Origin of the sequence: Sodalinema sp., from assembly GCF_046483825.1 — a bacterium.
Taxonomy (GTDB): Bacteria; Cyanobacteriota; Cyanobacteriia; order Cyanobacteriales; family Geitlerinemataceae; genus Sodalinema.
The window spans coordinates 15,063-28,635 of record NZ_JAWOCL010000187.1 but is presented as its reverse complement, the minus strand read 5'-3'; the positions used below and the strand labels follow the sequence as shown (position 1 = coordinate 28,635).

The following is a 13,573-nucleotide window of genomic DNA, read 5'->3' as shown; positions in this document are numbered from 1 at the left end:
CTCTCGGGCGAGTACCCGACAGTACTTATTGAGGTCGTATTTGTTGACCCCAGGGGTATCCATCCAATAGCGCAGTGCCTTGTTGCGAACGAACTGTGCGGTTCGGATCGCTTCGTCAATCGCCGCGTACTGGTGGGGCTTCCCTTTGATTTTGAACTCAAGAACAAGCATCGCACCGTTGGCATCGGTTGCGCGGGTAATCCTAGCACAAAAAAGCAGGATTGTCAAAAGCCGTCCTAGAAGGACGGGGTTTTAGACCCAAAATTTTCGATAAAATCATTCTAGCGGAGGGTTCAATCCCGATTGCTCAGGTTGACCGGACTCCCCGGCCGGCTTCCCCCCCCTCTCAACGCCTCGATCTGATCCTCTCGTGTCTCCAAACCCGCCCGGATTTTGCTTAAATTCGTTTAGGCTATGGATTAAGCCTCCAACCGCCGTTTTACTGATCCGATGAGCGAAAACCCCCAGTCTCAGGCCTCCACCTCCGACATCAATAGCAATCTAAAGGGCAACGAAGATGGCAATCAAGATGGCAACATCAATAGTAAAGGAACCTCGCCACTGACGGCGGCCAACTCATCTCGGAGTCTTCAATCGACCTCAACACCGCCCTCCGACGCACCCACAGCCTCCAACTCAACTCGCTCAGCGACCCTCGCCTACCTCAGACGCTACCCCAGTTTTATTATCATCGTCGCCATCCTGGTCACGATTGTTGGCCTAGCCGTTGATAGCGTTTGGTTAGCCCTGGGGGGGTTAATTATCACCCTAGTCGTGTCGGTGATCCTGATTTTGCCGAGTTGGTCCAATGTTTGGCAACAGGTGATTCCTGACCCCTGGCGCAAGTTGGCCATCGCCACCTTGGGATTATTAGCCTCCGTGACCGGGTTATTAGTTCTAAGTACCTCCAACCAGCAAGGAACCCGCGCCATTCGCATTAACTGGGATGCCGTGGGAGCCTTGGGGGAGATTGTAGGCGCTTTGGGACAAATTGCGATCGCCATCCTCGCCGTTTACGTGGCCTGGCAACAATATGTCATTTCCCGAGATTTAACCATTCAGCAAAACCGCATCACCCAGCAACAAACCATTGACGCCTATTTTCAGGGAATTTCCGACCTCACCATCAACGATGAAGGCTTACTCGAAGATTGGCCCCAAGAACGGGCCATCGCCGATGGACGGACAGCGGCCATTCTCAGCAGTGTTGACGCCACCGGGAAAGCCAAAATTCTTCGCTTCTTGTCTCAATCGCGGCTGCTAACGCCCCTACAACGCGATCGCCGCCTCGGCCGGCCCATGCTGGATGGTTCCGGCGGCTACTCAGAAGATCGCCGCTATGGAACCCGCGTCATCGATCTCGGCGTCATGCTGGCCGCCACAGATTTATCGAAAACAGATTTACGCTGGACCGATCTCAGTGATGCCAACCTGGTCCGCACCAATCTCAGTTATTGTGACTTGGTGATGGCCAACATGACCCGCTGCATCCTCTATCAAGCCAATCTCGCTGGGGCCGATCTCAAAGGCGCTCGCCTGTTCTACGGCACACCCGAAACCGCCACCCCGCGCACCCGTCAGGACATCCCCAACTATGAAACCGGCGAATATACCGGGGCCGTCGTTGAAGATGTCGATTTCACCAATGTCCAGCGACTCTCGGAGGGACAACGCTATTATTGCTGTGCCTGGTGCGGTGAAACAGCCCGCCAAACCATCCCCGGCGGCTGCGAGGGGATTCCCAACAAACTGGGCCGCTAGAGCGCGATCGCCCCTCTGGGTTTGTTATCCTGTTAACCGTTCTTGGATTCTCCAAAGTTATGTCCGATGCCATTCGTCTCGAAGATGCCGTTGAGTTCGCCGAAAACCCAGAACCCCGCTGTCCCTGTATCCTACTGTTGGATACCTCCGGTTCGATGGGTGGTTTACCTATCGAGGCCCTCAATGATGGTTTAGAGACATTCCGGGATGAACTCAATCAAGATGATTTGGCCCGTAAGCGGGTTGAAGTGGCCGTTGTGTCCTTTGACTCCAAAGTGAACGTCGTCTTAGACTTCGTCACCGCCGATCGCTTCGAAGCCCCGGTGTTATCGGCCCAGGGGTTAACCAGTATGGGAACAGGACTGCAAAAAGCCCTAGATTTACTCGACGAGCGCAAACGTCAATATCGCGACAATGGCATCACCTACTATCGTCCCTGGATTTTCACCATCACCGACGGCGAACCCCAAGGAGAACCCAAACGGGCCATCGAAGAGGCCATGGCCCGGCTACGGGATGATGAAGCCAACAAGCGTGTCGCCTGTTTCGCCGTCGGAGTCGAAAACGCGAACATGGAACGTCTCGGCGAAATCTTCCCCCGCACTCCCCTAAAACTGAAAGGGTTAGATTTCCGCGAGTTATTTGTCTGGCTATCGGCCAGTATGCAGCGCGTCTCCAACTCTCAACCGGATGATCAAGTGCCTCTCCCCCCGCCAGGCTGGGGTGAAGTTTAGGCGAAACGGAACACCAAAACCGGGACTAGATAACAATTTCCCACCCCTCACCTCTTGCCTCTTGCCTCTTGCCTCTTGCCTTCTTCTCCCCTGTTCCCTTCTTTTTACCAATTTCTTATGAACTGGCGTGTTTTGGGGGCTTCCGTTTGTGGAACCAGCCATCAGAAACGATCGCAGCCCTGTCAGGATGCTTGGTCGGCTAAAATTCGTGACGATGGACTCTTGCTGGCTGCCGTGGCTGACGGGGCCGGATCAGCCACGCGATCGCGCGAGGGTGCTAATTGTGCCGTCGAGGCGGCGATCGCCTATTTGGCAAATCTTGCCTTTCCAGCCTTGACAAATAAACAAGATTGTGATACGGAGGAGCCAGACTCAGAACCGACCTGGGAGCCGTTGTTACGGGAAGCCCTAGAAACCGCCAAAACCGCCGTCGTAGCCGAAGCCGAAGCCGCTGGCTTACCGCCGCGAGACTATGCCAGTACCCTAATTTTGCTCATCGCCAGTCCGGCGGGGGTAGCCGTGGCTCAGATTGGCGATGGGGCGGCAGTGATGATAGATGAGAGCGGAACCCTAACCGCCCTCACCCAGCCCCAACAGGGAGAATACGCCAACCAAACCACCTTCCTCACCTCCGAGGGAGCGATCGCCCAAGCCGAAATTTCCATTCAGCCCACTCCCGCCCAGGGAATCGCCCTCTTTTCCGATGGCTTGCAGCGTTTAGCCCTACAAATGCCCGAAGGAACCCCCCACAACGGATTTTTCAGCCCCTTATTCCAATTTATTAACCAAGACCTCGAATTAGACGGAGCCAACGCCCAACTTCAGGGCTTCCTCACCTCTCCCCGCGTCAGCCAACGCACCGACGACGATCTAACCTTAGTATTAGCAGGGGCGATCGCCCCATCCCCGCGAGATCCCTAAACGGATAAATTCCTGTGCAAGTTCAACGGCAGTCTAACGGTTCTCTCCTCCGTCTAGGTCCCCAAATCGCCGGCGGCGGTGAAGGTAAAATCTACAGCGTCACTCAACATCCTGACTGGGTCGCCAAACTCTACCATAAGCCGAGTCCCGACCTCGGGCGCAAATTGGCGGTCATGGCGGCCAACCCTCCCGACGATCCCACCGCCGCCTCGGGCCATGTCTCCATCGCCTGGGTTCTCGATCCCCTTTGGCAACGGGGCCGCATTGTCGGCTTCCTCATGCCCCGCGTCAGTGAAGGCTTCCCCCTCCATGACGTGTATACTCCAAGATCCCGCCGCGATCGCTGTCCCTTCTTCAACTACCAATACCTCTATCGCACCGCCCGCAACCTGGCCGCCGCCGTCAGCCGCATCCATTCCCGAGGCTATGTCATCGGCGACGTCAACGAATCCAACATTCTCGTCAGCCGCACCGCCCTCATTACCCTCGTTGACACCGACTCCTTCCAAGTCACCGACGGGGCCGCCCTCTATCCCTGTCCCGTCGGGAAACCCGAATTTACGCCCCCAGAACTGCAAGGAAAAACCCTCCGCCAAGTCCGCCGCCGCCCGGAACAGGACTGTTTCGGCTTAGCGGTGCTGATTTTCCAACTTCTCATGGAAGGAACCCATCCCTTCGCCGGCGTCTATCTCGGTTCAGGAGATCCACCCCCCATCGAAGCCCGAATCGCCGCCGGCCATTTCGCCTATAGCAGCCAACGGGTTCCCTATCGCCCCACCCCCATCGCCCCAGCGGCGAATCTCCTCACGCCGCAGTTGCAACAGCTATTTACCCAATGCTTTGAACGGGGCCATCGCCAGCCTCAGCAGCGGCCCGATGCCCAAACTTGGGTCAAAGCCCTCGAACAGGCGGAAGCCCAGTTAATGACCTGTTCGGTGAACCCTCAGCATCGTTATGGGAGTCATTTAAGCCAATGTCCCTGGTGCGATCGCAGCCGCAAACTCGGTGGCCGCGATCCCTTTCCCCGCAGTTCTCAGGAAGTCGGCCGCCTACAACGCCAGCATCCCCCTAAACCTAAAGCGACACCCAAACCCCGTCCTCGCCGGCCTCGGGTTCCCCAGGCCGTGGGTTATACCATCGCCTTTCCCTCACCCCATAGCCTCAGCAAAATTACCCCGCCAACGGGGATCTTGGCTCAACTCAAAGCCGATATTGGCCAGTATTTTTGGGAATATCGCTATGATTTCCTCGGCGGAGGTCTCGTCATCGCCCTGGCCCTGTCGGCGGGACTCTATCTCTCAGAGACCTCGGGCGATCGCCCCTCCCCAACCTCCCAGTCATCATCCCAAACCTCCCTAGCTGGGGCAGACACTCCCCGAAATTCCACCAGGACAGACTTCACCACCTCCCATGAGGCCACCCCCCTGACCCTCAGTCAGGAGGCCGTTGTCGGGGACGAGACACCGCCGGATCGTGACATTAGCCTCACCCTAGCCGATCGCCGCTACGACCACCGCGATCGCGTCACCTCCCTGGCCATGAGTCCCCGTGGCGACTGGTTCGCCAGCAGCAGTACCGATGGAACCCTGAAAATTTGGTCATTTCCCGATCGCATCCTCCTGCAATCCCGTCGCCTCTCCTCGGTGTTGGGCCTCCCTGAAGATCAAGTGCAACTGCTGGCCGTTGGTCCCGACGGCGATCGTCTCATCGGGGCTACCTCCCAAGGCTTACAAACCTGGAATCCAGCCAGCTTTGATCTCATCAATACTCTACCCTTGCCGATTATCCCCAAGGCCCTATCGTTGAGCGATCGTCAGGGCCTACAAATCGGAGGAACCGCCGGCGGAGATGTGGCCATTTGGGACCTGCAAGGGTTACGAGAACATCGTCGCTGGGCCGCCCATCAACACCAAGTTCTGGCCCTGAGTCCCAATGGCGAAACCCTCGTCACAGCCAGCCCCGACGCGATCACCCTCTGGGATGTGGAGACGGGCCAACCTCGGGCCACTCTCCCCCAAACTCCCCCGGAACACCTCGTTGTGGCCCTCAGCCCTGACAGCCAACTCCTGGCCATGACCGTTCCCGCTGATAACGGCGTGATTCAGATTTGGGATACTCGCACCGGTGCGTTACTCCATTCTGAAACCGCTAGCCATATCAGCAGTTTGGTGTTTGGGATTGAGGGCCAAACCTTAATTGGAGGAGATATCTATGGAAGTATCGGAATTTGGCATATCAACGGACAACCTCGGATCTCTGCACCCTCTGATGACAATTCTCCCCAAACCTAACCGGCCCTAACCTGTCCTCCTGGACTGAAACGTTAGTTAAACTTGGTTCGACAGGATGATAAATTATAGGTTAAATTGGGAGTGTCCGGGGTGCGACCCCGCCCAGTATTGCCCCAGTTTATGGCTTAGATGTACGCAAATTCAGCTTCTGATCCTTGTAGTTTTCCAACTTCAGAACTTTTAGAAATCTTCTATCACAATTCTCCGATGATGATGGGAATTGTTGAACTGATTGAGGTGGATGATCACGCCGATATTCGTTTTATCTGTAACAATTCCGTGACTTGTCAGTTTTTTAAGGTTCCTCCACAATCCCTTGCTGGCAAAACATTTTCTGAACTCGGCATTATCTCCGAGAGTTTATCTGAATTTATTGAGTACTACAAAATAAGCCAGCAACAAAGCGAACCGCTATCTTTTGAATATGAGTATTTTGAGGGGGATCAACCCTGTTGGTTGTTGGTTACCTTGAATTATTTACACTTAGGAGACCAGCAGCAGCCGCAGTTTTCCTATTTGATTCGAGATATTAGCGATCGCAAACAGTCGGAACTAAAACGGCTAGAGATTGAACGACGAAACCGAGAGTTACAACTCATTGAACCTATTTTTGAAGTCATTTTAGCGGGCTATTGGGACTGGAATCTCCAAGAGAATACAGAATATCTCAGTCCCAGTTTCAAAAAAATGTTTGGCTATGAGGATCATGAACTTGAGAATAGTCCTGAAACTTGGGAATATTTGATGTTTTCTGAAGATTTTTCGGAAACATTAGAAGCTATCCAAAATCATATTAACAGTCCAGCCACCGTTCCTTTTTATCGAGAAGTTCGCTATCGTCATAAAACTGGAAAAACCGTTTGGGTGATTTGTTCAGGCCAAGTGATTGAATGGGACTCGGAAGGTCGTCCATCGCGAATGATTGGCTGTCATATCGATATTACCAACCAAAAAGAAGCTGAACAGCAACTGAAGCGAACCAATCAAGAAATTAAAACGTTCTTAGATCATGCACCAATTCTGATTGGTCATTTATCCCCCGAAGGTCGTTATCTTAATGTTAATCCAGCTCTCGCCCGGAGATTGGGAAAATCACCTGATGAGATTATTGGATGTTCTCTGGCGGACTTTCTTCCCGATTCTACTGTTTGTCTGTTTCGTCAACGTCTCAACATTGTTAAAGAGACGATGCAGACCCTAAAAGTTGAAGATTCTTTGTATTTTGAGGGTCAAGAACAATTTTTTGAAACGATTTTGTTTCCAGTCATTCAGGAAAAAGAAATTATTAATATGTGGTCAATTGCAACCGATATCACGACTAAAAAACGGCAAGAAATCCAGCTTAAGCAGAGTGAAGAACGATATCGACAAATTATCGAAACAACCTTAGAAGGGGTTTGGTGTCTCGACGCTCAAGGACGAACAGAACTCGTCAATGAACAGATGGCTCAAATGCTGGGTTACTCAATCACCGAGATGCTTGGAAAACCCTTGCTGGACTTTACCTCTCCAGATAAACAGCCAGAAATTCAGCAAAAATTAAAAGAACGTCAAGCCGGAGTTGGTGAACAACATCTTTTTAAATTCCACCATAAAGATGGTTCCGATGTTTGGGTGCTTGTCTCCACAACACCAATTCACAACGCCCAAGGACAGTATGAGGGTTCAATTGGCTTGTTAACAAACATCACCGATATGGTTCAAATGCAAGAAGCCTTGATGGTTTCGGAATTGCAGTTAGAGGGAATCTTGAATAGTTCTCTTGATGGAATTATGGCATTTCGTTCAGTTCGTAATCTTCAGGGGGAAATTATTGACTTTGAGTATTTGCTGGCCAATACTGCTGCCTGCGAGATTATTCAAAAACCCCTGGAGAACTTGGTCGGAAATCGCTTATTAAATGTAATGCCAGGACATCGTGAAGATGGACTGTTTGACTATTATGTGGATGTGGTAGAGTCAGGAAACCCCGGAACGCGGGAATTTCATTATAACTATGATGGACTTGATTTTTGGTTTGAAAATATTGCCGTGAAATTGGGGGACGGATTTGCGGTCACATTCCGAGATGTAACCGCCATGAAACACTATCAATCTACCCTAGAACAGACCAATCAGGAACTAGAATTACGGCTGAACGATTTACGAGAACGACATGCTGAAATGTTGACGCTTAGCCAAATTGGTGATTTTTTACAAGCCTGTGTCACCGTCGTCGAAGCCTGTCAAGTGGTCGCAACCTTGATGGAACCTCTATTTCCTCGGTGTTCTGGGGGGATTTTCTTACTCAATTCCTCGGGCCATCATTTGGAAAATATCGCCTCGTGGGGAGATGTGTTGTATTCCCAATCTAACTTTGATATCAAAGATTGTTGGGGATTACGACGGGGACGAGTTCATGAAGTTGATGACCAACAGGAGGGATTACGCTGTCGGCATATTTGGCAGCTTCCCGAAGATGCCAAAACCTGTTGTATTCCTTTAATTGCTCAGGGAGAAACCTTGGGATTATTGTATCTTAGCGCCCATCCTGCTCAGATCTTTCCGGCCAATAAAGCTCAACTGGCGCGAACGGTGGCAGAACAGTTGGGGTTAGCGATCGCCAACCTTAACCTACGTACCATCTTAGAACAACAAAGTATCCGCGATGCCCTGACCGGACTCTATAACCGCCGTCATTTTGAAGACCGACTCCAACAGGAACTCGAACGGTCTAGCCGGACTCATTCACCCCTGAGTTTAATCATGTTGGATATTGACCACTTTAAGACCTTTAATGACACCTACGGCCATGATGCCGGAGATTACGTCTTACAATCGATTAGCTATCATCTCAAAGCGAGTTTACGGCTGTGCGACATTGTTTGTCGCTATGGAGGGGAAGAATTGGTGATTATTTTGCCCGATACATCCCTAGAGGCGGCCCAGGAGATCGCGGAAGGCTTACGACAGGGGATTGCCGCCCTCAGTCTCTCCTATGAAGAGCAGCTTTTGGGACAAGTGACCGCCTCATTTGGGGTCGCCAGTTGCCCGAACCAAGGGGCATCTCGTTTAGCCCTAGTTAAAGCCTCTGACGGGGCATTATACCGGGCTAAGCGACAGGGACGCAATCAGGTTATCTGTGCCGAGGACTCAACCAAATCCTAGAGTTGACGCTGAGTCACGGCGATTTTACCCGAGAAACAGACATCCACATCATCCCCGGCGGTGCGATCGCGCCCCGAGTAGTCGGCCTGATAGACAAAGCGATCGCCGTCAGACTCAAACCGCGTCGGTAACGGCCGGCGACTAGCCGGACAAAAGACAATCTCGGGAATGGGACGGGTGGCTACATCCCCAACGAGCGGCAGATGAGGAAAGTTTACATTCCAGAAACAGCCTTCAGCCAACGGTCGGGCCATGAGATCTCGCAACACCGCCACCGCATAACGACGGCTGAGTTCCCAGGACATTTCCGGGAGACGGCGATCGCGATATTGAGACAAGGCAATGGCCCGCACCCCCAAAATGGTCGCTTCTCGCACCGCCGCCACGGTTCCCGAAATATACTCATCTACCCCCAAATTGCCCCCAAAGTTAATCCCCGACAGCAGCCAACTAACCTGGGGACAGAGATGCCTCACCGCCAAGCGGCTACAATCAGCCGGCGTTCCCGCCACCGCAATCTCCGTCTGAGTGCGTCGTTCCACAGTGATAGCCGCCTGGGTCGTCACCTGATGGCCACAGCCAGATAAATGGCGGTTAGGCGCAATCACCCAAACCGGGTCATCACTGACCTGTCTCACCGCCTGACGTAACGCCAGAAGTCCCGGTGCATCAATTCCATCGTCGTTGGTTAGTGCGATCGCCATGAGTCACTCTTGTCTAATCCGTCGAAGCCGTACAGCAAAAAAACTGGGAAAAAAACCCTTCCCATCCTACCCCGTTCCCCCTGCCCGTGTATCCTGGATCAATTAGGTTATTGTTTGGGACAGTCGAAATCTCAATGGTTACAGAACGCACCCTCCCCACGTCCAACACCCACTCGGTCGAAATTAGCCGTGAAGATGGACTCCGAATCTACAAAGATATGGTTCTCGGGCGTTTGTTCGAGGATAAATGCGCCGAAATGTACTATCGCGGCAAGATGTTCGGCTTTGTCCACCTCTATAACGGACAAGAAGCCGTCTCCTCAGGGGTAGTCCAAGCCATGAACCCCGGCGACGACTACGTATGCAGCACCTACCGCGACCACGTTCATGCTCTCAGTGCTGGAGTTCCCGCCAAGGAAGTCATGGCGGAACTGTTCGGGAAAGCGACTGGATGCAGCAAGGGCCGTGGCGGTTCGATGCACATGTTCTCCAATGAACATAAGCTCCTCGGAGGTTACGCCTTTGTGGCTGAGGGGATTCCCGTGGCCATGGGCGCGGCGTTTCAGGTTCGCTACCGTAAGGAAGTGATGAAAGACCCCAACGCCAATCAGGTGGTGGCCTGTTTCTTTGGCGACGGGGCCAGTAATAATGGCCAGTTTTTTGAAACCCTGAATATGGCCTCGCTTTGGAAGTTGCCGATTATTTTTGTCGTTGAAAACAACAAATGGGCGATCGGTATGGCCCATGAACGAGCCACCTCTCAACCGGAAATTTATAAGAAAGCCAGTGTCTTTAATATGGCTGGGGTTGAGGTCGATGGAATGGATGTCGTGGCCGTTCGGTCTGTGGCTCAAGAAGCCGTCAAACGCGCTCGGGCCGGCGAGGGACCGACGCTGATTGAAGCCCTCACCTATCGCTTCCGTGGTCACTCTTTGGCAGATCCCGATGAGTTGCGCTCCAAGGAAGAAAAAGAGATCTGGTTCGCTCGGGACCCGATTAACCGTTTTGAACGGTTCTTGACGGAAAATAATTTGGTCAATTCTGAGGAACTTGAGGCGATTAAAGCCCAAACTCAAGATCACATCAATGAGGCGGTTGAATTTGCTCAATCGAGTCCTGAACCCGATCCCAGTGAACTCCGCCGCTTCATTTTTGCTGAAGACGTTTAGGGGGAAGGCAAGAGGCAAGAGGCAAGAGGCAAGAGGCAAGAGGCAAAAGGCAAAAGGCAAAAGGAAAGATGTAGGGGCGAACCTTTATGGTCGCCCTCTCCTGGCAAGATGCTGTTGACGTTCAACTGTCCAAGATTGGGGATTTAATTCCCCTCGCTGTCTAGGGCGTTGAACAGTGTTGAGAGGATGCTGTTGGAAAACAGGAAGCCTTCGGGATCGCTTAAATGAACCGCCTCTGGCCCCCAGTGAACCCAGCCTTGGTTGATGTAGGGGGCGATCGCCTGTTTGACGTTCTCTAGGGCTTGGGGGGTTAGATTGTCCTCAAGTTCTGGGATGGGAATACCGGCGGCCAGCCTTAAGCGCAACATGAGTGTCTCTAAAATGAGGTCATTGGGGGAGACTGGGGGCGCGTCAAGCTGTCCGTTTGCGTTGAGATACGTTTCAAGCCATTTTACGTAGTCAACACGGGTTCTCGGGCGACTGAGGCGCTGTCCTTGGGTGTAACTTGTTGCCCCCATCCCGAATCCGTAATAGGGACGGTTGTGCCAATAGGTTTGATTGTGCTGACAGGTGTAGCCGGGTTGAGCGTGGTTACTGATTTCGTAATGGTCGTAGCCGGCGGCTTGGAGTTGGGCGATCGCCTGTCGATAGAATTCAGCGGCTGTATCGCCGTCGGGGAGAGGATGGGTTTCTGACTCGTAGCGGCGGGCGAAAACGGTTTTGGGTTCGACAATCAGGTCATACACCGAGAGATGTTGTGGCTTGAGGGCGATCGCCTCCCCTAACGACGCTTGCCATTGCTTTAAGCTTTGGTAGGGCAATCCTGAAATCAGATCAAAACTGACATTCTCAGCCCCCTCCTCTTGGAGTAACTCATAGGCGGCATAGATATCCGCCACCGAGTGCGATCGCCCACAGGCCGCCAGCAACTCATCCTGAAACGCCTGAGCGCCGAAGCTAATTCGGGTAATACCGGCGGCTAGAAAGCCCTGCAACTTGGCTTTATCAAAGGTTCCGGGATCCATCTCAATTGAGACCTCTGCTCCCGGATTTAGCCCAAATTGCGCCTGTAAGCTCTGCAAAATTTGCTGCAACTGCCCCGGCGAGAGCAATGAGGGAGTCCCCCCGCCCAAAAACACGGTGTCTAGGGCGTTTCCCAGGGAGGGAGTACCGCGAATCTCACGACAGAGATGGTCAACATAGCGAGTTATAGCGGGGGCCTGATCTCCCGACTGGCGATCGCCAATCACGGAAATCGGGAAATCGCAATAAAAACAACGGCGGCGACAGAAGGGAATATGGACATAGGCCGACCTCGGGGGACTATAGGTTTGAGCCATCCAGGACGAAGAAACGGTTTGAGAGGATAACACGGAGAAATTAGAGGTCATACAAGGTGATACGAGGTCATAGCCAACAGTGGAACAGGGATTCATCGAGAGAAATGACGCCAACCCGAGCCGCCTAAGCGTCCGAACTGACCCAGGAGTAACCCAGGAGTAACCCAGGAGTGACCCAGGAGTAACCCGGAATGACCCAGGAGCGACCCGGAGCGATCGCCCTTGGGAATCAGCCTTTATAATGGTTTAAATGTTGAGGTTAAAGCCATCTCCATTCCGGGGAACCCCATTCAACACGGCCGCCAGAGTGCGCCGCAAACTCACCCCTTTAACCCAACCGCTCGCTTCCCCAACCCAACTCGATCCCGTCCTAACCGGAATCCAAACGATGCTCGACGCACTTATTATCATCTCATTCATCATTGCGGGAGCCGGGGTAGGCTTTTTCAGCATTGAACTCCTTCCTGGGAGTGCCATGCAGCAAGTCACCAACATTGACGGCTTACGCTGGGTGGTGGCAAGTTTTGCCGCCCTCATCAGTGGTGTAGTCGGCCTCTCGGTACAGACGACCTATCGCCGTATCGAAGCCAACATCCGTCAAATGCCCCTAGAAGTCCTCCTCACCCGCGCCCTGGGCTTAGTGGCGGGGCTACTGGTCGCTAACTTGATGTTAGCGCCGGTCTTCCTCGTTCCCATCCCCAAAGACTTCACCTTCATCAAACCCTTTGTCGCCGTTTTGGGAAGCGTCATGTTCGGCTTTCTGGGCGTGACCCTGGCCGACACCCATGGCCGGGCCTTCTTGCGCCTGCTCAACCCCAACAGTGTTGAGAGTTTGATGGTGGCTGAAGGAACCCTCAAACCCGCTACCACGAAAGTGGTGGACACCAGTTGTATTATCGACGGACGGATTCAGAATCTCCTGGATACCGGATTTCTGGAAGGGCCAATTCTCATTCCCCAGTTCGTCCTAGAGGAACTGCAACAGGTCGCCGACGCCTCTAACGATGGGAAGCGGGTTCGCGGTAGACGGGGTCTGGATATTCTCAATCAGATCAAGGAAGATTATCCCGATCGCATTGACATCTATGCCGCTGATTACGACGAACCCATGACGGTGGATGCCAAGTTAGTCCGTCTGGCGGCAGAAATCAATGCCACTCTGCTCACCAATGACTTTAATCTCAGCAAAGTGGCTACGTTGCAAAAGGTGGCCGTTCTCAATATCAATGAACTGGCGCAAGCGGTTCGCCTCTCCTATCTTCCTGGGGATGATATTGAGGTCAAAATTCTGAAAACGGGCAAGGAACCGGATCAGGGTGTTGGCTATCTCGATGATGGCACGATGGTCGTCGTTGAAGAGAGTTCTGACCTCATCGGCAACGAAATTCATGTTGTCGTCACCAGTGCCTTACAAACCTCGGCTGGCCGTATGATTTTTGCTCGTCCCCATGCCTCGGCGATGGCGTAGGGGGGAAGAGGCAAGAAGAGGCAAGAGGCAAGAGGCAA

At 52.9% G+C, this 13,573-nt stretch carries 9 protein-coding genes; 7 read left to right on the top strand and 2 right to left on the bottom strand.

Features of this window, described 5'->3' with window-relative positions; all coding sequences use genetic code 11:
• The first annotated feature begins 450 nt into the window (after positions 1–450).
• From R6U67_RS12240 to R6U67_RS12220, 5 genes are all read left to right on the top strand, one after another.
• Positions 451–1,761: a pentapeptide repeat-containing protein gene (locus R6U67_RS12240; protein WP_410252810.1), complete on the top strand. Its 1,311-nt coding sequence runs from the start codon at positions 451–453 to the stop codon at positions 1,759–1,761.
• A 71-nt stretch (positions 1,762–1,832) separates the two neighbouring features.
• Entirely contained in the window at positions 1,833–2,495 is a 663-nt protein-coding gene (locus tag R6U67_RS12235; protein ID WP_068790481.1) for a vWA domain-containing protein, read from the top strand.
• Between the two features lie 117 nt (positions 2,496–2,612).
• Positions 2,613–3,416 (top strand): PP2C family serine/threonine-protein phosphatase, encoded by an 804-nt coding sequence (locus R6U67_RS12230; RefSeq protein WP_410252809.1) that lies wholly within the window; start codon positions 2,613–2,615, stop codon positions 3,414–3,416.
• A gap of 14 nt (positions 3,417–3,430) precedes the next feature.
• Positions 3,431–5,707, top strand: coding sequence for a hypothetical protein (locus tag R6U67_RS12225; protein ID WP_410252808.1), 2,277 nt, complete (start codon positions 3,431–3,433; stop codon positions 5,705–5,707).
• A gap of 207 nt (positions 5,708–5,914) precedes the next feature.
• Positions 5,915–8,854 carry a PAS domain S-box protein gene (locus R6U67_RS12220; protein WP_410252807.1) on the top strand — a complete coding sequence of 980 codons (2,940 nt, stop codon included), beginning with the start codon at positions 5,915–5,917 and terminating at the stop codon, positions 8,852–8,854.
• On the opposite strand, the gene surE is transcribed toward R6U67_RS12220, so the two are convergent.
• Positions 8,851–9,558 (bottom strand): 5'/3'-nucleotidase SurE, encoded by a 708-nt coding sequence (gene surE / locus R6U67_RS12215; RefSeq protein ID WP_410252806.1) that lies wholly within the window; start codon positions 9,556–9,558, stop codon positions 8,851–8,853. The genes R6U67_RS12220 and surE overlap by 4 nt on opposite strands.
• Positions 9,559–9,692: 134 nt before the next feature.
• On the opposite strand from surE, the gene pdhA reads away from it, so the two are divergent.
• On the top strand, positions 9,693–10,727 hold the full coding sequence (gene pdhA / locus R6U67_RS12210; protein ID WP_410252805.1) for a pyruvate dehydrogenase (acetyl-transferring) E1 component subunit alpha: 1,035 nt from the start codon (positions 9,693–9,695) through the stop codon (positions 10,725–10,727).
• Positions 10,728–10,870: 143 nt separating this feature from the next.
• On the opposite strand, the gene hemW is transcribed toward pdhA, so the two are convergent.
• Positions 10,871–12,118 carry a radical SAM family heme chaperone HemW gene (gene hemW / locus R6U67_RS12205; protein WP_410252804.1) on the bottom strand — a complete coding sequence of 416 codons (1,248 nt, stop codon included), beginning with the start codon at positions 12,116–12,118 and terminating at the stop codon, positions 10,871–10,873.
• Positions 12,119–12,455: 337 nt separating this feature from the next.
• Between hemW and R6U67_RS12200 the strand changes: the two genes are divergently transcribed.
• Positions 12,456–13,535 (top strand): PIN/TRAM domain-containing protein, encoded by a 1,080-nt coding sequence (locus tag R6U67_RS12200; RefSeq protein ID WP_410252803.1) that lies wholly within the window; start codon positions 12,456–12,458, stop codon positions 13,533–13,535.
• The last annotated feature ends 38 nt before the right edge of the window (positions 13,536–13,573 follow it).